The sequence below is a fragment of the Micromonospora sp. RB23 genome (genome assembly GCF_053585025.1).
Genome location: NZ_CM132111.1, coordinates 651,463 through 672,899, shown reverse-complemented (window position 1 = coordinate 672,899; position 21,437 = coordinate 651,463). Strand labels below are relative to the sequence as shown.

The 21,437-nt window shown below is 71.8% G+C and carries 20 protein-coding genes; 9 read left to right on the top strand and 11 right to left on the bottom strand.

Annotation, left to right across the window (positions count from 1 at the left end; all coding sequences use genetic code 11):
• Positions 1–261 precede the first annotated feature (261 nt).
• Both ACTFTM_RS03080 and ACTFTM_RS03075 read right to left on the bottom strand, forming a co-directional pair.
• Entirely contained in the window at positions 262–696 is a 435-nt protein-coding gene (locus tag ACTFTM_RS03080; RefSeq protein WP_234584146.1) for an ATP-binding protein, read from the bottom strand.
• Positions 696–1,052 carry an STAS domain-containing protein gene (locus ACTFTM_RS03075; protein ID WP_449564351.1) on the bottom strand — a complete coding sequence of 119 codons (357 nt, stop codon included), beginning with the start codon at positions 1,050–1,052 and terminating at the stop codon, positions 696–698. The genes ACTFTM_RS03080 and ACTFTM_RS03075 overlap by 1 nt, the downstream gene beginning before the upstream one ends.
• Positions 1,053–1,184: 132 nt before the next feature.
• On the opposite strand from ACTFTM_RS03075, the gene ACTFTM_RS03070 reads away from it, so the two are divergent.
• The 3 genes from ACTFTM_RS03070 (at position 1,185) to ACTFTM_RS03060 (ending at position 4,566) form a co-directional block, all read left to right on the top strand.
• The gene (locus ACTFTM_RS03070) at positions 1,185–3,527 is read left to right on the top strand and encodes a DEAD/DEAH box helicase (RefSeq protein ID WP_449564350.1); all 2,343 of its coding nucleotides are present in this window, start codon (positions 1,185–1,187) and stop codon (positions 3,525–3,527) included.
• 99 nt (positions 3,528–3,626) lie between these two features.
• Complete coding sequence (locus ACTFTM_RS03065) at positions 3,627–3,830, top strand: hypothetical protein (protein WP_449564349.1); 204 nt, start codon at positions 3,627–3,629, stop codon at positions 3,828–3,830.
• 157 nt (positions 3,831–3,987) lie between these two features.
• Positions 3,988–4,566 (top strand): hypothetical protein, encoded by a 579-nt coding sequence (locus tag ACTFTM_RS03060; protein ID WP_449564348.1) that lies wholly within the window; start codon positions 3,988–3,990, stop codon positions 4,564–4,566.
• 264 nt (positions 4,567–4,830) lie between these two features.
• Here the strand turns inward: ACTFTM_RS03060 and ACTFTM_RS03055 are convergent, their stop codons facing one another.
• From ACTFTM_RS03055 to ACTFTM_RS03020, 8 genes are all read right to left on the bottom strand, one after another.
• On the bottom strand, positions 4,831–5,292 hold the full coding sequence (locus tag ACTFTM_RS03055) for an Rv3654c family TadE-like protein (RefSeq protein WP_449564347.1): 462 nt from the start codon (positions 5,290–5,292) through the stop codon (positions 4,831–4,833).
• Positions 5,292–5,642 carry a TadE family type IV pilus minor pilin gene (locus ACTFTM_RS03050; RefSeq protein WP_449566523.1) on the bottom strand — a complete coding sequence of 117 codons (351 nt, stop codon included), beginning with the start codon at positions 5,640–5,642 and terminating at the stop codon, positions 5,292–5,294. The genes ACTFTM_RS03055 and ACTFTM_RS03050 overlap by 1 nt, the downstream gene beginning before the upstream one ends.
• 77 nt (positions 5,643–5,719) lie before the next feature.
• The gene (locus ACTFTM_RS03045) at positions 5,720–5,887 is read right to left on the bottom strand and encodes a DUF4244 domain-containing protein (RefSeq protein ID WP_109818247.1); all 168 of its coding nucleotides are present in this window, start codon (positions 5,885–5,887) and stop codon (positions 5,720–5,722) included.
• A gap of 22 nt (positions 5,888–5,909) precedes the next feature.
• Positions 5,910–6,548, bottom strand: coding sequence for a type II secretion system F family protein (locus tag ACTFTM_RS03040; RefSeq protein WP_449564346.1), 639 nt, complete (start codon positions 6,546–6,548; stop codon positions 5,910–5,912).
• Positions 6,548–7,864, bottom strand: coding sequence for a hypothetical protein (locus ACTFTM_RS03035; protein WP_449564345.1), 1,317 nt, complete (start codon positions 7,862–7,864; stop codon positions 6,548–6,550). Before ACTFTM_RS03035 ends, ACTFTM_RS03040 begins: the two co-directional genes overlap by 1 nt.
• A complete protein-coding gene (locus ACTFTM_RS03030; RefSeq protein ID WP_449564344.1) occupies positions 7,861–9,072 on the bottom strand; it encodes a TadA family conjugal transfer-associated ATPase in 1,212 nt (403 codons plus the stop codon). The genes ACTFTM_RS03035 and ACTFTM_RS03030 overlap by 4 nt, the downstream gene beginning before the upstream one ends.
• A complete protein-coding gene (ssd, locus tag ACTFTM_RS03025; RefSeq protein ID WP_449564343.1) occupies positions 9,069–10,169 on the bottom strand; it encodes a septum site-determining protein Ssd in 1,101 nt (366 codons plus the stop codon). Before ssd ends, ACTFTM_RS03030 begins: the two co-directional genes overlap by 4 nt.
• A 222-nt stretch (positions 10,170–10,391) precedes the next feature.
• Positions 10,392–10,838, bottom strand: a complete 447-nt coding sequence (locus ACTFTM_RS03020; RefSeq protein ID WP_449564342.1) for a hypothetical protein — start codon at positions 10,836–10,838, stop codon at positions 10,392–10,394.
• Between the two features lie 516 nt (positions 10,839–11,354).
• Here ACTFTM_RS03020 and ACTFTM_RS03015 point away from each other — a divergent pair.
• From ACTFTM_RS03015 to ACTFTM_RS03000, 4 genes are all read left to right on the top strand, one after another.
• Positions 11,355–12,158, top strand: coding sequence for an HAD family hydrolase (locus ACTFTM_RS03015; protein WP_357123615.1), 804 nt, complete (start codon positions 11,355–11,357; stop codon positions 12,156–12,158).
• A gap of 230 nt (positions 12,159–12,388) precedes the next feature.
• Positions 12,389–13,288 (top strand): hypothetical protein, encoded by a 900-nt coding sequence (locus ACTFTM_RS03010; RefSeq protein WP_449564341.1) that lies wholly within the window; start codon positions 12,389–12,391, stop codon positions 13,286–13,288.
• A complete protein-coding gene (locus ACTFTM_RS03005; protein WP_449564340.1) occupies positions 13,285–14,649 on the top strand; it encodes a methyltransferase in 1,365 nt (454 codons plus the stop codon). Before ACTFTM_RS03010 ends, ACTFTM_RS03005 begins: the two co-directional genes overlap by 4 nt.
• Positions 14,544–15,176 carry a TetR/AcrR family transcriptional regulator gene (locus ACTFTM_RS03000; protein WP_449564339.1) on the top strand — a complete coding sequence of 211 codons (633 nt, stop codon included), beginning with the start codon at positions 14,544–14,546 and terminating at the stop codon, positions 15,174–15,176. The genes ACTFTM_RS03005 and ACTFTM_RS03000 overlap by 106 nt, the downstream gene beginning before the upstream one ends.
• Positions 15,177–15,184: 8 nt before the next feature.
• Here the strand turns inward: ACTFTM_RS03000 and ACTFTM_RS02995 are convergent, their stop codons facing one another.
• Positions 15,185–15,931, bottom strand: coding sequence for an oxidoreductase (locus ACTFTM_RS02995; protein WP_449564338.1), 747 nt, complete (start codon positions 15,929–15,931; stop codon positions 15,185–15,187).
• Between the two features lie 236 nt (positions 15,932–16,167).
• Between ACTFTM_RS02995 and acs the strand changes: the two genes are divergently transcribed.
• Positions 16,168–18,132 (top strand): acetate--CoA ligase, encoded by a 1,965-nt coding sequence (gene acs / locus ACTFTM_RS02990; protein ID WP_449564337.1) that lies wholly within the window; start codon positions 16,168–16,170, stop codon positions 18,130–18,132.
• 242 nt (positions 18,133–18,374) lie between these two features.
• Positions 18,375–21,167, top strand: a complete 2,793-nt coding sequence (locus tag ACTFTM_RS02985; RefSeq protein WP_449564336.1) for an immune inhibitor A domain-containing protein — start codon at positions 18,375–18,377, stop codon at positions 21,165–21,167.
• The last annotated feature ends 270 nt before the right edge of the window (positions 21,168–21,437 follow it).

The window sequence follows — 21,437 nt, the reverse complement described above, 5'->3', positions numbered from 1 at the left end:
GATGCGGACTCGCAAGCGCGCGCCAACCCACCCCAGCGGACCAGCGATGACCACCCATACCCGCTGGCTGCGGGTTGGATCACTTGCTGACAACCCGGGTACTGTAGCCCTCCACAGTGTTCGAGGTCACACGGAGGGGGCACCGTGTCTCGATGATCTTCGTCGCTGTGTTATGAAACGAAATCTGATATAGGGCCCGATCCATGACGACAAGGCCGCATCCCCGGTGGGGACACGGCCTTGTGAGCAGTCGTTTCGAAATCAGCGCCCGACGGGCCACACCATCCGCACCTCGGTGCCGATGCCCTCGTCGACCGGGCGCACCTGCAGGTCCTCGACGAAGCCCGCGAGCAGGGCGAACCCGACACCCGTGGTCAGCGCCTCGTCGGTCAGCGACTCGTTCGCCAGCTCGTCCGGCGGCAGCGCCGCCAGCCCGATACCGGCCTCGATCGGCGCCCGGTCCACGACCCGCACCGCGTACGTGCCGCCGTCGGACATCTCCACCAGCACCGGATCGGCCAGGCCGTACTGACGGTGCAGGGCGACCGCCCGGGTGCACGCCTCGCCGATGGCCAGGCGCACCTCGTCCAGCAGGTCCTCGCGGACACCGGCCCGCCGGGCGACGGCCACGCCGACCAGACGGGCGGTACGCACGTGCACCGGGGCCGGAGAGAAGGAGAGCCGGACCGTCGCCATCACGCGTTGGCGCCGCTCGGGCCCGCGCCGACCGCCGCCTCGACCGTGGCGTGCAGCGGGAACACCTGGTCCAGCGCCGTGATCCGGAAGATCTTGAGCAGCGGCTCCTTGTCACAGACCAGGGCGAACGAGCCGCCGGCCGTACGCAGCCGCTTGTGCGCGCCCACCAGCACGCCCAGACCGGTGGAGTCGAGGAAGTCCACCCGCCCCAGGTCCACGATCACGTGCCGGGCGCCGCCGTCGATCAGCTCGAGGAGACGTTCGCGGAGCCGGGGCGCGGTGTAGACGTCCACCTCACCGCCGACCTCGAGCACCGTGTGCTCGCCCACGGTGCGCGTCGCCAGCGACAGCTCCATCGGTCCTCCTCGCCAGAGCCGTAAACTCTCCTGGGCATCTAACCACTACCGCCGGGACACCCTGCGGTCACCGGCGGCGGCTTTCCCCTTACCCCCGGGCCCGGCTTTTCATCTCCGAACACCAGTGCGAGAGTGCAGGACGTGACTTCCTCCCCGCCGGTCGACCTGCTGCGCCGGCTGCGCGCCCGGGGCGCGGGCGATCCGGTCACCCACGTCGAGCGGGTGCCCGCCCGCGTCGGGGTGCCGGCACCGTGGCCGACATGGGCGCCGCCGGAGCTACCGGCGGCGTTCGCCCGCCGCGGCGTGGTCGCGCCCTGGCAGCACCAGGCCGAGGCCGCCACCCTGGCGTACGAGGGCGGCCACGTGATCGTCGCCACCGGCACCGCATCCGGCAAGTCGCTGGCGTACCAGCTCCCGGCGCTGGCCACGCTGCTCGCCGATCCCCGGGCCACCGTGCTCTACCTGGCGCCGACCAAGGCCCTCGCCGCCGACCAGCTGCGGGCCGTCGCCGGCCTGGAGCTGGAGGGGGTACGCCCCGCCTGCTACGACGGGGACACACCGCGCGCGGAACGGGAGTGGATCCGCCGACACTCCCGCTTCGTGCTGACCAACCCGGACATGCTGCACCACGGCATCCTTCCCGGCCACGCCCAGTGGTCCGGGTTCCTGCGCCGACTGGCGTACGTGGTGATCGACGAGTGCCACACCTATCGGGGTGTGTTCGGCTCGCACGTCGCGCACGTGCTGCGCCGGTTGCGCCGGCAGTGTGCGCGCTTCGGGGCCAGCCCGGTGTTCGTCCTCGCCTCGGCCACGTCCGGCGACCCGGCGACCGCCGCCGCGCGACTCACCGGCCTGCCGGTGACCGCTGTCACCGAGGACACCTCCCCGCGCGGCGGGGTGACCTTCGCGCTCTGGGAACCGCCGCTGCTGCCACCCGACTCGGGCTCCTCCTCTCCGGTCCCCCCGCAGGCGACAGGCGACCACGACGACCTCCGTCAGGTCCGCCGCTCGGCGCTGCGGGAGACGGCGGACCTGCTCGCCGACACGGTCGCCGAGGGGGTACGCACACTCGCGTTCGTCCGCTCCCGCAAGGGCGCCGAGGTGGTGGCCGCCAACGCGCGCCGGGCGCTCGACGACGCCGTGCCCGGGCTCGGCGACCGGGTGGCCGCCTACCGGGGCGGCTACCTGCGCGAGGAGCGGCGCGAGCTGGAACGGGCGCTGCTGCACGGCGACCTGCTCGGCCTGGCCTCCACAAACGCGCTGGAGCTGGGCGTGGACCTGGTGGGGCTGGACGCGGTGTTGATCTGCGGCTACCCGGGCACGCGGGCGTCGCTGTGGCAGCAGGCGGGCCGCGCCGGGCGTTCCGGCCAGGAGGCTCTCGCGGTGCTGGTGGCCCGGGACGACCCGCTCGACACCTACCTCGTACACCACCCGGAGGCGATCTTCGGCGCGCCGGTGGAGGCGACGGTGCTCGACCCGGCCAACCCGTACGTGCTGGCCCCACAGTTGGCCTGCGCGGCCGCCGAGGCGCCGCTGACCCCGGCCGACCTGGCGCTCTTCGGCGACGGGGCGAAGGAAGCCGTGGACGAGTTGGTGACGGCCGGCGCGCTGCGGCAGCGGCCCACCGGCTGGTACTGGCGGCACCGCGAGCGCCCCGAGGTGGACCTGCGCGGCGAGGGCGGCGCGCCGGTCTGCGTGGTGGAGTCGACCACCGGCCGGCTACTCGGCACGGTCGACGGTGGCTCGTCCCATTTCCTGCTGCACCCCGGCGCGGTCTACCTGCACCAGGGCGTCTCGTACGTGGTCGACGAACTGGACCTCGCCGACGGCTGCGCGCTCGTACACGTCGAGGAGCCGGACTGGTCCACCCACGCCCGGGACGTCACGGACCTGTCCGTGGTGTCGGTGCGCTCCTACGTCGACGCCGGGCCGGTCGGGATGTTCCTCGGCGAGGTGGACGTCACCAGCCAGGTGGTGTCGTACCAGCGACGCAGGATCGCCACCGGCGAGGTGATCGACACCCGGCCGCTGGACCTGCCCGCCCGGGAGCTGCGCACGGTGGCGGTGTGGTTCACGCTGTCCGAGCGGTCGCTGACGTCCGCCGGGGTGCAGCCGGCCGACGTGCCGGGCGGACTGCACGCCGCCGAGCACGCCGCGATCGGCCTGCTCCCGCTGATGGCGACGTGCGACCGGTGGGACATCGGTGGTCTCTCCACCGCCCTGCACCCGGACACCGAGGCGCCGACGGTCTTCGTCTACGACGGGCACCCGGGCGGCGCGGGCTTCGCGGAGCGCGCCTACGGGACGGCGTCGGCGTGGCTGCGGGCCACCCGCGACGCGATCGCGGAGTGCGGCTGCGAGACCGGCTGCCCGTCCTGCGTGCAGTCACCGAAGTGCGGCAACGGCAACAACCCGCTCTCGAAGCCGGACGCGATCCGGGTACTCGACGTGGTGCTGCGGAATCTGCCCTCCTGAGTCACCTTGCATGAATACCGGTCGCACTGGGCACAATGGTGTGGGAGCGCTTCCATCGATGTTTGTGTTGTAGTTCGCCCCCGTGCCCGAGGAGAAGTTGTGGCCGACACGATCGCTGAGACCGTCGACCTGCTCTACACCATCGACCAGGATCACCTCACCCTCGACCAGCAGATCGCGCTCGGAAGCGCGCTGGCCGCTCTCGCTCAGGCCGAACGGCTGGAGCAGATCAACGAGAGGCTGCGCGGCATCCACCAGGTGCTCAACACCTGGTCGTTGCGGTCGACCGTGGACGGTCGCTGAGTCTGCGCGTGACCGGTCCGGCCGGGCGGACCGGTCAGGCTGGACCGGCAGGGTGATCTGGTTGGGGTGGTCGACAGGGTGGGGCGGTCGCGGCACGGGCCGACGGCGGTTGCCGTGCTGTGCGAGACTCCGGCGCGACACCCTCTGAGGAGACCAGATGCAGCTCGACAACTTGCAGACCCTGACGCAGTTCCACATCCGCCAGCGGCTGCGGATGATGGTCAACCAGTACGAGGTCCGGGCGGTCGCCCCGGACGGCAGCGAGGGCGAACTCCTCGCGTTCGCGCAGCAGAAGCGGCTCGCTTTCAAGGAGCAGGTGACGATCTACACCGACGACTCCAAGCAGCAGCCCCTGCTCGGCTTCAAGGCCCGCCAGCGCATCGACCTCGGTGCCACGTACGACGTCACCGACGCGGCCGGCAACCCGATCGGCCTGTTCCGCAAGGACTTCGCCCAGTCCCTGCTCCGCTCCACCTGGCACGTCGAGCAGGCCGGCCTGCCGCAGGTGACGGGTCAGGAGCGCAGCTTGCCGGTGGCGCTGCTGCGCCGGTTCGTCGACTCGCTGTCCTGGCTGCCGTACCACTTCGACTTCCTCGCCGGCGGTCAGCCCGTCTTCTCGGTGGTCAAGAAGTGGGGCCTGCGCGACAAGTACGTCGTCGAGGTGCAGAACCCGCAGATCGACCGCCGCCTCGTCATCGCCATGGCCGTCGCCCTCGACGCGCTCCAGGCTCGCTGACGCACCCGACCGGTACCCACCGCTCGTTCCTCGGCCGCTGGACCGGGGCAGGGTTCACCACCCCGCCCCGGCCGGTCGGCTACGGCCCGGTTGCGGCCCGGTTGCGGCCGTTCGAAGCGGTGGCGCCCCCGGGAGCGGCAACGCCCAGATGAGGATGGCGTCCCCTCCCCACGGTCGGTGTGGTCCGTCCCTTTGGAGCTGATGTCGTCAACGCATCACCGTGACCGGCTCGACTCCACGGCGCTCGCCAGTTGGCCGAGCCGCTCACGCGCGCACCGGCCCGGCGCGGGCCGTCGACGCCGCGACCCGGGTCAGACCCGGAATCGGCGTGAACGCCACCTCGACGGTCACCAGCACGTCCAGGCCGTCGACGACGCAGTCGACCATCCTGCCGGCGTTGCGCTGGGCGATGTCCGCAGCGGACGCGCACGCCGCCGCAGCACCGTCGAGCGCGCGGGTGGCACCGGCGAGCGCGCCGAGATCAGCGGCCACCGCCGCCCGTTGGGCCGCCATCCCGGTCGCGGCGACGGCGGCCCCGAATGTCCCCACCAACACGAACACCAGCCCCAGCGCGAGTAGCAGGACAGTCGCGCCACCCCGCTCCACGTTCGCCCGGCCGTCAAGGTCCCGCTGGATGTCCGGTCCGCCGGTACGGAACTGACGGTGGCCCTGCCCGACGCCATTGCTGCCGCCGTTACCGCGCGCCCGTACCTTCGGCCAGCGCATCACCGGCTCACCTCTCGAACGCCGGGTTCCACGGCCGCGACGGCGGTGGCCACCACGGTGATCCGTGGTAGCCGGCCGCCGAGCGCACGGACGGGTGCTCGGACTGTCGCCCGCACCCGCTCACCGTCGATCGACACCGACACCTCTGTCCCCGGTGGCGCGGCCTGTTCCCCGTCCGCTTTGCTGGCATCCCGGGCGGTGGCGAGTGCGGCTTCGCGGGCGGTGTGCAGGCAGCTCGCCTGCGTGCTGACGGCGTTCACCGCAGTCAGGCCGGCGAGCAGAAGCAGGAGAAGCGCCGGCAGGCCGGCCGCCAGCTCGGCGGTGAAGGATCCCCGATCGCCGCCGACGATGGGGGCCCACCGGCCGCCGTCGGACGCGCGCCCCGGAGCGTCCCTGTTCCGCGTACGGTCGACCTGCCGGCGCCCGATCACTTGAGTGCCCGGTCGATGACCGCGGTCAGGGCGGACTGGACGTTGCCGGACGTCAGGACCTTCAACAGGATCCCGGCGAAGGCCACCGCGGCGAGTGTGCCGACGGCGTACTCGGCGGTGTTCATCCCGTCGTCACCGTGCAGCCGGGCGATGAGTTTGCGCATGGATCTTCCCTTCCTCGATGGGTCAGAGCACGTCGCCGAGAACGGCGACGATCACCGGCACCAGGCCGGCGAGAATGAACGCGGGCAGGAAACAGAGCCCCAGGGGCAGCACGATGAGGACGCCCGCCCGACGGGCCGACGCCTCGGCTGCGGTGGCCCGGTCGGCCCGCAGGTCGTCGGCGAGACGGGTCAGCGCACCGGCCAACGCCGCGCCGCTGTTGGCGGAGCGGAACGCCGCTGCGGCCATCCGCTCCGCCCCTGGCACACCGTCCAACGCCGACCACGCCTCCGCTGGGCCGCCGCCGAGGAGCAGCGTGCGGCCGACCCGGGCGAGTCGAGTGGCCAGCGGGCCGTCGAGGGCCTCGGCCACCGCCAGGACCGAGCGATCCACCGGCGCACCGGCCCGCATCGCCGCCGCCAGGAGATCGGCGGCGAGCGGCAGGTCGGCGGCCTCCCGAAGGCGCTGGTCGCGTACGGCGGGAGGCTCGATCCGCCGCAGTGACACGTCCAGCAGGACGGCGACCGGAACCGCGCCCAGCAACCCGGACCAGCCCCCGACAACCACCGCCACGGCGAGCCCGGCCAGACCAGCCGCGAGCCGGATCGCATCCGGACGGCGGCGTTTGCCGGTAGCCCGGCCGATGAGCAGCGCCGGGGGCATCAGGCGCCCCTCCCCGGCCCAGCGCCCAGCCGCTCAGCCCAGAACAAACCGACGATCTGCAGGCCGACGGCGAGAACCGCGCACACCCCACCGACCGTGTCGTGCAGGAGTACCGCCAGGGGATCGACCCCGATCCCGTAGCCGAGCCCGATCCCACCGATCGGCAGTGCCGCCAGCAACCAGGCCGTGGCGCGCGCGCCAGCCGCCTGTGCCGCTGCTGCGGCCAGCCCACGGTCGGTCGCACGCGCGTCCGCCTCGATCCGTTCGATCAACTCCGCCAGCGGCGCGCCGGTCCGATCCGCCAGCCGCACGGCGGCCGCGGTCAGCTCGCGAAGCCGGTCGACGCCGGCCACCGGGACTCCCGTGACGGAGGCGATCTCGAGGATCGGCGGCACGGGCAGACCCGCCCGCAGGTCCGCCGCCAGACCACAGAGCAGGTCCAGGGCGTGCCGTCGAACCAGCTCAGCCTGCCGGTTCGCCCTCCACCGCAAGAAAGCACGGGTGGCGAGCGTGCCGTAACCGGCCATCGCCACCCCGGCCACCGGCCCGGCGGACAGGACACCGACACCTGCTCCCGCCAGACCCACCAGGAGCAGCACACGACGCGGTGACCGTCGGGTGCGCACCGAGAGGGTCGCGAGCTGCCCACCGCCGCCTTCCGGGCCCACCGGCTCCGCGCGCAGCCCGCCGCCCGCGTGGCCGGCCGGGTCCGCAAGGAGCCCACCGCCCGCGTGGCCGGCCGGGTCCGCGAGCTGCCCGCCGCCCGCGTGGCCGGCCGAGTCCGCGCCTTCCAGGGCCGCCGGCTCCGCGCGCAGCCCGCCGCCCGCGTGGCCGGCCGAGTCCGCGAGCTGCCCGCCTTTCGCCTGGTGCGGGGAGTCGACGGCCTTGAGGGTCCCGGCCTCCGGCCCGGTGCTGGCGGCCGGGCGGCGCGAGTCCCGGCGGGCCGGCGGACGTGCCGGGCCGGACGGTCGGGTGGGCCCCATCGGTCCGCCGGTCGCTCTCGAGCGGCCCGGGCTGTCGTTCCGGTCCCGGGTGGACCAGGCGATCGCCGCCCGCCCGCTGCTGGGCGTCGCCTGCGCGAGCGCGCCCGGTGGGGCCGGAACCGGCACGTCGCCGAGTTCGTCGATCGGTCGGTCCTCCCCGCGAGCGAGTTCCCTGATCCACTCGACCAGGGCGTCGTCCGGGTCGACACCGATGGCACGTCGGGTCGGCGCCAGCACCCGACGCCGGCGGTCCCTGACGCTCTTCGTCCGCAGGACCACCAGGATCGCGATGGACAGCAGCAGCACCCCGACCAGCGCAATCGTGGCGTTCATGCCGGACCTGCCGATCCGGGCCACGGCTCGCTGAGGATCGGCGGGACCGCGACGCCCCGGTCCCGCAACAGCGCGCCGAAGGTACGGGCGGCCAGGCCGAGCCCTCGTCCACGTACCCAGGCGGGCACCACGGTGGCCAGGCGCTCCGGCCCTTCGGGAAGCAACAGACAGATCGATTCGAGGACGCGGCCCCGATCGCCACGCCGTACCTGAAGCAGAACCTGCAGCGCGGCGACCACCTGGGCGTGCAGCGCGGCGCGGGGCAGCCCGCCGAGCATGCCGAGCGCCTCCAGCCGGGCCGGCACGTCGGACGGGGTGTTGGCGTGCAGCGTGCCGGCACCGCCGTCATGGCCCGTGTTCAACGCGGCCAGGAGGTCGACCACCTCGGCGCCCCGGCACTCCCCGACGACCAGGCGGTCCGGGCGCATCCGCAGGGCCTGCCGGACCAGGTCTCCGAGGCTGACCACGCCCGTCCCCTCGACGTTTGCGGTACGAGCCTGGAGCCCGACCACGTGCGGATGCCCCGGTTGCAGCTCCGCCGCGTCCTCCACCAGGACGATCCGTTCGGTGGCCGGCACCAACCCGAGCAGGGTGTTGAGCAGTGTGGTCTTGCCCGAGCCCGTACCGCCGGTGACCAGGTACGCCAGCCGTGCCGCGACGACGGCGGCGAGCAGTGGTGCCACCGGTCGCGGCACCGTCCCCTGGCTCACCAGCTCGTCGAGGGTGTACGGGCGGTGCCGGAACGTCCGCAGGGACAGGTAGGGGCCCTCGGTGGCCACCGGAGGCAGTACGGCGTGCAGGCGGGTGCCGTCGGGCAGGCGGGCATCCGCGTACGGGGAGCCGTCGTCGAGCCGCCGACCCGCGCTGGCGATGAGTCGCTGCGCCAACCGGCGGACGTCGTCGACGGAGCCCACCGGGGTTGCCACCTGGTGCAGCCCAGCGCCCCGGTCCACCCAGACGCGTACGCCGTTGACCAGGACGTCGGTCACCTCTGGATCGGCCAACAGCGGGGCGAGCGGTCCGGCGCCGACGAGGTCGTCGTGCACCCGGTCGGCGATCCGCAGGACGGCGTTGTCACCCAGGACCGCGGCGGTGGGTTCGGCGCGTACGGCGGACACGATCGCCGCCGGGGTGACCGGGTCGGTGGCGGCGACGATCCGCTGCCGTACCCGGGCCGCGAAGGAGGCATCCTCCGGCCGGGCGCTCATGCCGCACCGCTCGTGGCGCCGGTGAGGTCCGCGACGATCCGCTGGCACAGGGCGGCGAGCGGGCCCTTGCCGGCCGCCGCCGGGGCCTCGCCGCGTTCGAGTCCACGGCAGAGCCCGGGCTCGGGGCGCAGCGTGCCCGCCAGCGGAAGTCCCAGCGCCCGTGCCACCTCGGTGGCGCGCAGTCGGCCCGGGGCGGGCCCGCGCACCACCACCGAGAGCGCGTCGCAGTGTGGTGCGGCCACCGCCACCACGCGGGCGGCGGCCGCGGTGGCACGCAACTCGGCCGGCACGACGACGAACGCCTGATCGGCGGCCTGCAACGCGACCACGGCAGCGTCGTCGAGCTGCCGGGGCAGGTCGATCACCACGAAGTCCCGGCCCCGGTGGGCGGCATCGACGGTTGCCGCCATTGCCGCGGCGGGCAGTGCCAGCATCTCGCCGCGGTCCCAGGAGAGCACCACCAGGTCACCCCGACTGGGCAGGGCCTGGACCAGCGCGGGGGCGTCCACCCGTCCGTCCGCGCCGGTCAGCGACGGCCAGCGCAGCCCCTCCAACTGCTCCCAGCCGAGGACGAGATCGAGGCCACCGCCGAGCGGATCGGCGTCGATGAGCAGGGTGCGCAGTCGGGCGCGCGCGGCGGTCACGGCGAGACCGCCGGCGAGCACGCTCGCCCCGGCACCACCTCGGCCACCGAAGAGCGCGACGACCCGCGCGTTCGGGCCGGCTGGCTGGTCGGGGCCGTGCTCGGCCAGCCGGTCCACGAGCCACGGCTCGGCGGCGGGCAGCGCGGCGACGTGTTCGGCGCCGATCAGCTCGGCGATCTGCCAGCCGGGGTCGATCTGGCCGGCCCTGCCGACGAGCACCAACCGGGGCCGTTTCGCCAGTCGGGCCCGCAGGCACGCCTGCGCCTGGTCGACGCCGAGCAGCACCAGCGGCGCGGAGGCCCAGCGGGTGCGTGCCGCGGCCGGGTCGGCGGCGAGTTCCACCTCGGTCCCGCCGGCCGCGGCAAGTCGGAGCAGGTCGTCGAGCAGGTCGCCGTCCCCCGTGACGACCAGTGGGAGCCGTCGGATCGGCGGGACGGAGGTACGGGGTGCCATCGCGGCCTCCAGCGGTCGGGATCGGATGCACCGCCGACCCTGCTCGCGAGGAAGCCCGCACGCCGCTCTCGACCCCGTCGCCTGTGGACAACTTCGGGGCCTGTGGACAACGCCCACCGAGACGGTTGATCTGCTACGCGCACTGGCGTTTGTGCAGCTAACGGCGCTGCCGCAAAAACACCGAAGGGCCGCTCCCGAGGGAGCGGCCCCAGAAATCGCCGGTCAGCCGACGCGGTCCGTCCAGGCGGTGTCGATGATCATCTGGTACGCGTTGAGCCGTATCGGCGTGAGCGTCAGCATCTCGTGGGCGAGCAGGCCGCCGGTGTTCGCGTCGAAGATCAGGAGGGACTGGGCGTCGTGTTCCCGGTCGTCGTAGGTGACCGCGACACCGGCCCGACCGGCGCGATCGGTCACCTGCCCCCGCCAGCGCAGGCCGGGCAGGTCGGCGAGGACCCACAGGATCTCCGCTCGAACGGCACGCGGTATGACGTACAGCCCGTAGAGCATGCCGACCGCCTTGCTCGCCGCCCCCGGCCCGTACTCAACCTTGAGCAGTTCCCGCAGTCGCGCCGGATCGGCCGGCGGCGGCGTCAGCTCCATCGGCGGCAGAGGGATCAGCGACTCGGACGAATCGGCCGGGCTCCCCTCCCCGCCCCGCCCGTCGATCATGAAGTCGTGGTGGGCGGAAAAGCACCCTTAAATCCCCAAACCCGGCACCACAACTCCATGATCGACAAGATCGGACGGTGGTTGACCGCGATCTTCCACTTCCTGTGGCGACATAAAGGGGCATCCCACGCATACCGACGACAGGAAGTGCGAGATCGGCGAGGCGAGGCGGGGCGGGAGCGCTCCACGCAAAGGGACGACCCCCGTCGGGGGGAGACGGGGGTCGTCAACGGTTCGGCTCCGGGGGGGTCGAGCCGAACCACTCAGCGGTCACGGGGGGTGCAACCGCCGAGGGTCTGTCTGTTTCGGGGATGTGAAAGCACGTCGTGCGGACAAGTCTGCCTGAGCGGACCCGTCACGTCGAGTGGTGTTCACTCCACTCAGCGCGAAAATCTCCTCGCTGAATGTGAGCACGGTCACGCTGAGCGGTGGTGGGGGCGCCCGTCCGCAGGTCCAAGGGGTGGCCTGACCCCGGGCACCCGCCGACGATAGACCATCCGGCTAGACTTTCGCGCCGTGGGCCGAAGTGCCGCTTTCTTCGATCTGGACAAGACCGTCATCGCCAAGTCGAGCGCCCTGGCGTTCGGTCGGCCGTTCTACCGGGACGGGCTGATCACTCGGCGTGACGTGGTCAAGTCGGCGTACGCGCAGCTGATGTTCCGGCTGGGCGGCACCGACGAGCAGACCATGGCCCGAACACGGGACTACCTGGCCGCCCTCTGCAAGGGCTGGCAGGTGGAACAGGTCCGCCAGATCGTCGCGGAAACACTCCACGAGCTGATCAACCCCTATGTGTACGCCGAAGCCGCCGCCCTGATCGAGGAGCACCAGGCGGCCGGGCGGGACGTGGTGCTGGTGTCGGCGTCCGGCGAGGAGATGGTCCGCCCGATCGGCGAGCTGCTCGGGGTGACCGACGTGATCGCCACCCGGATGACGGTGCGGGACGGCCGTTACAGCGGCGAGGTCGAGTTCTACGCGGCCGGCCCGAGCAAGGTCGAGGCGGTCACCGAGTTGGCCGCCGCCCGGGACTACGACCTGGCCGACTCGTACGCCTACTCCGACTCGTACAGCGACCGTCCGCTGCTGGAGTGCGTGGGGCACCCGAGCGTGGTCAACCCGGATCGGCAGCTACGCAAGCTGGCCTCGGAGAACGCCTGGCCGGTGCTGGAGTTCCGGCATCCGATTCCGCTGGGTCGCCGGTGGCGGGAACGGCCGGCCGTTCCGGTGGCGGCGGCCGCCCTGGGGGTCGGTGTGGGCGTGGCCATCGGCATCGCCTGGTACGGCCGGCACCGCCGCACCCGCGCTGCCGCCACGGCCTGACCAAGGCCCGTCCGGGTCGCGCACGACCTCCGACAGTCAGCCACGACGCCACCCTTGGTGGGCGTGGGCTCTTTCGGCGCTCATTCCTGAACCCGCCACGGTCGCCAGCAGCATCGTCGACAGTCGTCTATCCGACACATTCCATTGCCCCCGGTCCCACGCCGTATTGAGCGAACGCTCAAAAGAACGTACCCTGCGCTTGAGCGACCGCTCAAGATGGGGAGACTGGCATGAACGACGACGACACTGAACCGACACCGCACAGAACGAGGGCGCACTGGATCCTGGCCGGGTTGATCACCCTCTTCGGGGTGGTCGTCTTCGTCATGGTGGTGCGGCAGGGCCGGACCGACAGCGCGGTGCTCTTCGTGGCGCTCCCGGTGCTACTGGCCGCCGCCCTCGCGCTCGCACCCCGCCGGACGGCTCACGGCAGGGTTTTCGCAATCACCACGATGGCCCTCCTGATGGCGTCGGTGGCACTGCACGAGGGCGCGATCTGCGTTCTGCTGGCCGCCCCGCTGGTCTACGGGGTGGCGCACGGCACCACCGCGCTGATCCGCGCCCTGCGGGAAGCGAACCGCCCGTACGCCCTCGTGGCCGTACCCCTGCTGCTCCTGCCCGGCCTGGAGGGCAGCGGCATCGCTCCCCGGGTGGCTCCGGAGCAGACGGTCGAGGTGACCCGCGTCGTCGGGCTCCCGGCGGAACAGGTGGCCGAACGCCTCACCGCCGGCCCCCGCCCGACCGACGTCCGGTCGGTGCCCCTGCGGCTCCTGGGTGTGCCCACGCCCGGCCAGGTCACCGGCGACGGGCTCGACGTCGGCGACCGGTGGATGTTCGGCTATCACGGCAGCGCGCACGGCCCGGGGGGCCACCTGCTCGCCACGGTGGAGAGCGCCGCGCCGGGCCAGGTGGGCTTCGACTTCGTCGAGGACAGCTCCATCACCGCGCGCTGGTTCACCTGGCGGCACGCGGCCCTGAGCTGGCGGGCGCTCGACCCCGGGCACACCGAGATCCGGATCCGTGTCGACTACACACGGGGCCTGGACCCGTCCTGGTACTTCGGCCCGATCCAGCAGGCGCTGCTCGGCGCCGGAATGGGGCACCTTCTCGACATGCTGGCGCTCGAATGACCGCCGCCCGCTGGCTGAGCCTCGCCGTGCCGCTCACCGCCGTGCTGGCCGTCGGCGCTCGGGAGCGGGACCGGTCCGTCCGGGGCGCGGGACTGCTCGCGTTCCTGGCCGCCGGGATCGGCATCGCCGCGCTGCACGAGGTCGCCCGCCTCAACAACTGGTACGCCTTCGCTCCGGTCGACGGCGCGTACCGGGGAATGCCGGTGGACCTCTGGATCGGCTGGGCGGCCCTCTGGGGCCCGTTGCCGGTGCTGTTGCGCCGGACGCTGCCGCTGCCGGTCGCGCTGGGTCTGCTCCTCTGGATCGACGCGGTGGCGATGCCGGCGCTGCACCCGCTGGTCAGCCTCGGTCCGCACTGGCTCGCCGGAGAGGTCGTCGGCCTGCTCGGGGTGGCGCTGCCCGCTCAACTGCTCGGTCGCTTCTGCGCCGACCGCCGGCATCTGGGAGCACGGGCCCTCCTCCAGGTGGGAGTCTTCGCGGCCCTGCTGCTCTGGTTCGTCCCCACCCTGGCGTTCGAGGTCGGCGACGGGTCCTGGTCCGGGCTGATCGCGCTGGACCGCACCAGAATCCTGATCGTCGCGCAGGTGGCCCTGCTCATGGCCGTGCCGGCGCTGGCCGCCGTCGCGGAGTTCGCCGCCCGGGGTGGTGGCACGCCGTACCCGTGGGATCCGCCGCGCCGCCTGGTGACCACCGGCCCGTACGCGTACCTGGCCAACCCGATGCAGCTTGCCGCCGTGGCGCTGCTGCTGTTCACCGCGGCGGTCACCGGGAGCGTCGCCCTGGCACTGGCGGCGGTGTCGGCGACGGCGTTCGGCGCGTCGGTGGCCGGACCACACGAGCAACACGACCTGCGCACGCGCTACGGCGACTCCTGGCGGTCCTACCGGCGGCAGGTACGCGACTGGTGGCCCCGCTGGCGGCCGTACCCCTCGGAGCCGCCGGCCGTCCTCTGGCTGGACGACGATTGCGGACCCTGCGCGGCCACCTGGCGGATGGTGGCCCGGCGGCACCCGGTCGGCTTGCGGATCCGGGCGGCCCGGGAGCACGAGCGTGTGCTGTGGCGGGCGGAGTACGTGGGCGGCGACGGCCACACGGAACGGGGGGTGGCCGCCATCGCCCGCTCGTTCGAACACATCCATCTCGGCTGGGCTCTGGTCGGCTGGACGTTACGGCTGCCCGGGGCCACCTGGCTGGCTCAGCTGGTCACCGATGCGATGATCGCACCGCCGCACCCCGCCCGTCCGAGAGGAGAGCCATGTCCGACACCAAGCAGCGTCTCCTCGACGGCGCCATCGCCGCCATCCGGGAGCACGGCATCGCCGGCGTCTCGGCCCGTACCATCGCCGCCGCCGCCGGCGTGAACCAGGCTCTGGTCTTCTACCACTTCGGCACGGTGGACGACCTGCTCGCGGCGGCCTGCCGGGCCAGCACGGCCGAGCGGGTGAAGCACTGGTCGGCACGGCTGGCCTCGACCGGTTCGCTGCGCGAACTGCTCGCGGTCGGACGGGCGCTGCACGAGGAGGAACGCCAACTCGGCAACGTCAACTTCCTGGCACAGATGTTGGCGGGCGCACAGGCGGACCAGCGCATGGCCGCCCCGACCGCCGCAGCGCTCCAGCTCTGGGTGGACGAGATCGAGCAGGTCCTGCGGAGGCTGCTCGCCGGATCACCGTTCGCCGAGGTCGCCGACGTGCCCGGCCTGGCCCGTGCGGTCTCGGCCGCGTTCATCGGGCTGGAACTCTACGACGGGGTGGACCCGGCGGGCGCGGACCGGGCGATGGCCGCGCTCGACCAGCTCGCGCTCCTCATGGAGATCGTCGACGATCTCGGGCCCATCGCCCGCCGCGCGCTACAGGCCAAAGTCAACCGGGCGACGCGGCGGGACTGAACCACCGCTCACGCGGCGGCGAGAATGTCGTCGCCGATCGCGGTGAGCTGGTCGGCGCCCACCTCGACGGCTGCCATGTAGTGGCGCAGCCAGGAGCGCAGCCCGTCCGGGGTGCCGGTGGCGAAGGCGCCGGCCGCGCCGACGTACTCGGGCTCGCGTTCGGCGTGACCGACGTCCACGGCGAGCAGGCCGCGCGGGTCGAGGCCGCTGGACAGCAGCACCAGCCGGGCGGCGCCGCGCGCCACCACGCCGGACGGTCCGGCGAACGGGCGCAGGTTGAGCAGTTCTCCGTGTACGACGGCGGCCAGGACCAGCGGGGAGACCTTCGTCCCGCCGGCCACCAGACCGGCCAGCCCGTCGAGGCGTGCGGCGACCACCGGATCGGCGACCGGACGACCCAGCTCGGCCTCCGGCACGATGTCCCGGGCGGCGAGGACGTGCAGCCGGGCGAGAGCCTGCCGGGGCGCCTTCGGCCAGAGTTCGCTCAGGCCGGGCAGTGCCCCGGCGACCCGTAGCGCCCCCTGGAGCACCGGCTCGGTGACGGTGCCGGCCCGTACCTCCTCGCGCTCGTGGACGGCGCCTTCGAGCGCGGCGCTGGCCACCGCCGACCGCAGGCTGACCTCGGCCGCGACCTGCCCCCCGTTGCGGCGCAACGCGCGGTGCCCGAGCGCCTGGTCGAAGCGTTCGCGGGCCCGGTCGACGGCGGGGGCGATGTCGGCGAGCGCGAGCAGCGGGGCGAGCGGGTCGGTGGTCACCCCGCCACGCTAGCGATCCGATCGGTCCGGGCGGCCCACACCCGCCGGCAACGCGACCCGGACCACCCGGTCCACCCTGAGGCGGCACGGGGCACGAGAGAGGCCGGACGGGCCGTCGGGCGCGTGGCGGGGGCCGCTCGGCGCGATGAGGTGGGCAGCGGTCGCCGGCCGGGAGACCCGCGACTACCCTCGTGCCCATCGAGACGCAGGTCACCCAGAGGACGAGGAGTCACGGCATGAGCGAGGCATTGGCCAATCTGCTGAACGAGACGCGCCAGTTCCCCCCGCCGGCCGAACTCGCCGCGCACGCCAACGTCACCGTCGACGCGTACGCCGAGGCGCAGGCCGACCGGCTCGCCTTCTGGGCCAAGCAGGCCGACCGGCTGGCCTGGTCGAAGAAGTGGGACGAGGTGCTCGACTGGTCGAACCCGCCGTTCGCGAAGTGGTTCGTCGGTGGGCAGCTCAACGTGGCGTACAACTGTCTGGACCGGCACGTCGAGGCGGGCCGCGGCGACAAGGTGGCGATCCACTGGGAGGGCGAGCCGGGTGACACGCGGACCCTCACGTACGCCGACCTGCACGAGCTGACCTGCCGGGCGGCGAACGCGCTCACCGACCTGGGCGTGACCGCCGGCGACCGCGTGGCGATCTACCTGCCGATGATCCCGGAGGCGGCGGTGGCCATGCTGGCCTGCGCCCGCATCGGCGCGGCGCACAGCGTGGTGTTCGGCGGGTTCTCGGCCGACTCGTTGAGCAACCGCATCCAGGATGCGAGCGCCAAGGTGGTCATCACCGCCGACGGCGGTTACCGGCGGGGCAAGCCGTCGGCGTTGAAGCCGACCGTGGACGAGGCGGTGGCGAGCTGCCCGTCGGTGGAGCACGTGCTGGTCGTCCGCCGTACCGGCGAGGACGTGGCGTGGTCGGAGAAGGACCACTGGTGGCACGAGACGGTCGAGACGGCGTCCGCCGAGCACACGGCGCAGCCGTTCGACGCCGAGCACCCGCTGTTCATCCTCTACACCAGCGGCACCACGGCGCGGCCCAAGGGCATCCTGCACACCACCGGCGGCTACCTCACGCAGGCGTCGTACACGACGCACGCGGTCTTCGACCTGAAGCCGGAGACGGACGTCTACTGGTGCACCGCCGACATCGGCTGGGTCACCGGCCACTCCTACATCGTGTACGGCCCGCTCTCCAACGGCGCGACCCAGGTCATGTACGAGGGCACCCCGGACACGCCGCACAAGGGCCGGTTCTGGGAAATCGTCGACCGGTACAAGGTCAGCATCCTCTACACGGCGCCCACGCTGATCCGCACGATGATGAAGTGGGGCGAGGACATCCCGGCGGGCTTCGACCTGTCGTCGCTGCGGCTGCTGGGCAGCGTCGGCGAGCCGATCAACCCCGAGGCGTGGATGTGGTACAGGCAGCACGTCGGCCGGGGTGAGCTGCCCATCGTGGACACCTGGTGGCAGACGGAGACGGGCGCCATCATGATCTCGCCACTGCCCGGCGTGACGGCGACGAAGCCGGGTTCGGCGATGACCCCCCTGCCGGGCATCGTCGCCGACGTGGTGGACGACCAGGGCCAGTCGGTGCCCAACGGTGGCGGCGGCTACCTGGTGCTGCGCGAACCGTGGCCGTCGATGCTGCGCACGATCTGGGGCGACGACAACCGGTTCATCGAGACGTACTGGAGCCGGTTCGAGGGGATGTACTTCGCCGGCGACGGGGCGAAGAAGGACGACGACGGGCACATCTGGCTGCTCGGCCGGGTGGACGACGTGATGCTGGTGTCCGGGCACAACATCTCGACGACCGAGGTCGAGTCGGCGCTGGTGTCGCACCCGTCGGTGGCCGAGGCGGCCGTGGTCGGCGCGACGGACCCGACCACCGGCCAGGCGATCGTGGCGTTCGCCATCCCGCGCGGCAGCACGGACATCGCCGGTGCGGCGGGTGAGCAGCTCATCGCCGACCTGCGCAACCACGTCGCGAAGACGCTGGGGCCGATCGCCAAGCCGCGGCAGATCATGCTGGTGCCGGAGCTGCCGAAGACCCGCTCCGGCAAGATCATGCGCCGGCTGCTGCGGGACGTGGCCGAGAACCGTTCGCTCGGGGACGTCACCACCCTGCAGGACTCCTCGGTGATGGAGCTGATCTCCTCCGGCATGAGCGGGACGAAGTCCGACGAGGACTGACGACAGGCGTACCCCGACGGTGGGTGATGGTCCGCGCGGACCATCACCCACCGTCATCTTTTGTGGACTTGCCACCGTCCCGCATGACCATGCCGGACGGTTGGACGGATAACGCCTGCATCACGTTCCTGTTGTTCGGCTGGATTCTCATTTAGTTTCACGAAGGTCGGTTGGCCTCGACGCGACGCTGCGTGCCTGGAGTCTGCCGGCTTCCCTCGCCCATGCCCGAGAAACGGAGCGGCATGAACAGAAACTCCCATCCGGGGTCGCGCCGACGACTACTCGTCGCGCTGCCCGTCATCGCCCTCGCGGCCACGTCACTGACCGTGAGTGGCAGTGCGGCGGCACAGCCGTCCACCACCCCCCGGGCGGTGATCGGGGCTGACGAGTACTACATCAACTACGCCGAGCCCGAGGTGCAGCCGGACACCACCGGCCGCGAGGTCAAGGGCAAGAACGGCGTCTACACGCCGGCCGTCGACGACGCCCGCGCGTTCGACCAGAAGCACGCGCGGGGCAACCCGGTGACCGCGCGCCAGCTCGCGCAGATCGAGGCCAAGTCGATCAAGACGGGCAAGAGCCCGCGGCAGATCAAGCAGTCGCCCACCACGCAGACGGCGAAGCTGCTGACGCTGCTGGTGGAGTTCAACGACAAGGCGAACGACGACTTCACCAACGTGATGGTCCCGAAGACGGTGTTCGAGGACCGGACCTGCGTCCCCGGCACCGTGCAGAACGGGCCGAAGCACAACAAGATCCCGGACCCGTCGCGCCTCGCGCACGAGGACAACAACTCGATGTGGGTGCCGGACTTCTCGCCGTCGCACTACAACAAGATGCTGTACAGCAAGAAGGGCATTACCGAGCGGGTCCGCAAGGACCTCAAGGGCCCGGACGGCAAGAAGGGCATCGACATCTCCGGTCGCACGATGCACAACATGTACCTGGAGATGTCCAAGAACGCGTACACGGTCGACGGGCAGGCCAGCCCGTGGATCACCGTGCCGCACTCGGAGGGCTGGTACGCGGCCAACCGCTGCACCCAGGACGAGAACGGCAACTGGGTTCCCGGCCGGGAGCAGTCGATGAACGGCCACCCGGACAACCCGGCCGGCGCGGGCCGGCTGGCGACCGACGCCATCGCGGCGCTGGCCGCCAAGGACCCGACCTTCCCGTGGGCCGACTACGACAAGGAAGACCAGGCCGACCGCGACGGTGACGGCAACCTCTTCGAGCCGGACGGCGTGATCGACCACCTGGTGCTGGTGCACGCGGGTAAGGGCAAGTCGAGTGGCGGCGGCGACCAGGGCGTGTACGCCGTGTGGGCGCACTCCTCCTCGGTTCCGGGTGGTTACACCATTCCGGGCACCAGCCTGAAGGTGTCGAACTACATCGTGCAGCCCGAGGACGCCGGCGTCGGCGTCTTCGCCCACGAGTTCGGTCACGACCTCGGTCTGCCGGACCTCTACGACACCTCCGGCAACGCCGACTCCGACGTGGACTTCTGGGACCTGATGGCCTCCGGTTCACACTCCGGTGAGATCTTCCAGGCGCTGCCGACGCACATGGGCATCTGGGACAAGTGGGTGCTCGGCTGGGCCGACCCGCTGACCATCCGCCCCGGCTCCAACCCGCGTGAGGTCAAGCTCGGGCAGACCTCGCGTACGCCGATCGACGCCGAGGACGGCATCAAGGTCGACCTGCCGGACAAGGTGACCGTCCTGGCCACCCCGCACAGCGGCACCAAGATGTGGCACAGCAACAACGACCAGAGCTGGGCCGATGTCAAGCTGAGCCGTTCGGTCGACGTGCCCAACGCCGCGGACGCCAAGTTCTGGATGTGGAACAACTACATCATCGAGGAGGACTGGGACTTCGGCTTCCTCGAGCTGTCGACCGACGGTGGAACCACCTGGTCCGAGCAGAAGGTGTACGCCGAGGACGGCACGGTCGTCACGACGCCGGACAACTACGGCGACCCGAACGGCCGGATGAACGACTTCGGTGGCAAGAAGTACGGCCTGACCGGCAGCACCGAGGGTTGGCGTCACGACTACGTCGACCTGTCGGCGTACGCGGGTAAGACCGTCCAGGTGCGACTGCGCCTGGCCACCGATGAGGCGTTCGAGGAGCGCAACTGGTTCGTCGACGACTTCTCGGTGACCGGCGGCGGCGCCACCACGTGGAGCGACGACGTCGAGGGCGGCGCGAACGGCTGGGAGACCAGCGGCGGCACCTTCGTCGACACCACCGGCGCGGGCTGGAAGGTCTCCGGCGGCACCGAGGTGCACGCGCAGTACTACCTGGCCGAGTGGCGCAACTTCGACGGCTTCGACAAGGGCCTGAAGTACGCCTACGACACCATCTACTCGCACGAGGCGTGGAAGGTCGACCGGATCTCCTACAACGCCCCGGGCATGCTGGTGTGGTACCGGGACAGCGCGCTGGGCGACGTCAACCACGTCACCGGGCAGATGACCTCCCTGCCGAGCTACGGCGCCAAGGGTGGGCTGCTCATCGTCGACTCGCACTACCAGCCGTACCGGCGTACCGGCACGGCGGCCGAGAAGGACCCGTCGGTGACGGACAACCTGCCGAGCCGTCCGCAGTCGTCGAACGCGGCCTTCTCGCTCCAGAAGACGTACCCCTTCACGGAGTGCCTGGAGGCGGCGGGCGAGCCGTACAGCGCGTACTGCACGAAGTTCAAGGCGCAGGCTCCGGTGAAGGGCTTCACCGACGCCAAGGGCTGGTACCCGGGCATCGAGATCCGCGACGGTGCCGCGTACGCCCGGGACAACGACGCCTCCGTGGTCGTTCCGTCGCGTGGCAACGCGCCGTACACCACCCGGGTGACCAACCCGGACGGTAGCCCGGCGCCGGACTTCTACGGCGTGACCCTGGGCGGCGGCGCGATCGTGCTCGGCACGGGTAACCCGGCCGACGCGGGCGTGGAGAACGGCGTCTCGTTGACGATCCGTAAGGCCGCGAAGGACAACTCGTCCGCCACGATCTACGTCACCCCGGCGAAGAAGTGACGGTTTAACGGGTTCGGCAACTGATGGTGGGGCCGGTGGCGGGAACGCCACCGGCCCCACTGTCGTATCGCCTGATCTTATTGATCGAAACGTATCGCTGCGGACGTTGCCGGCCAGCCCGCCCCTCCTCGAGCGCAGATGAAGCGCGGGGGTGTGACGGTGAAAAGCGTTCCCAACAAAATCTTGCAACAAATCGACGCGCGCATCTTCCCACCCGTCCCAGCAGTGTCTATGTTCACCATTGGTCCCACTAGTGGGATCGATCTATCA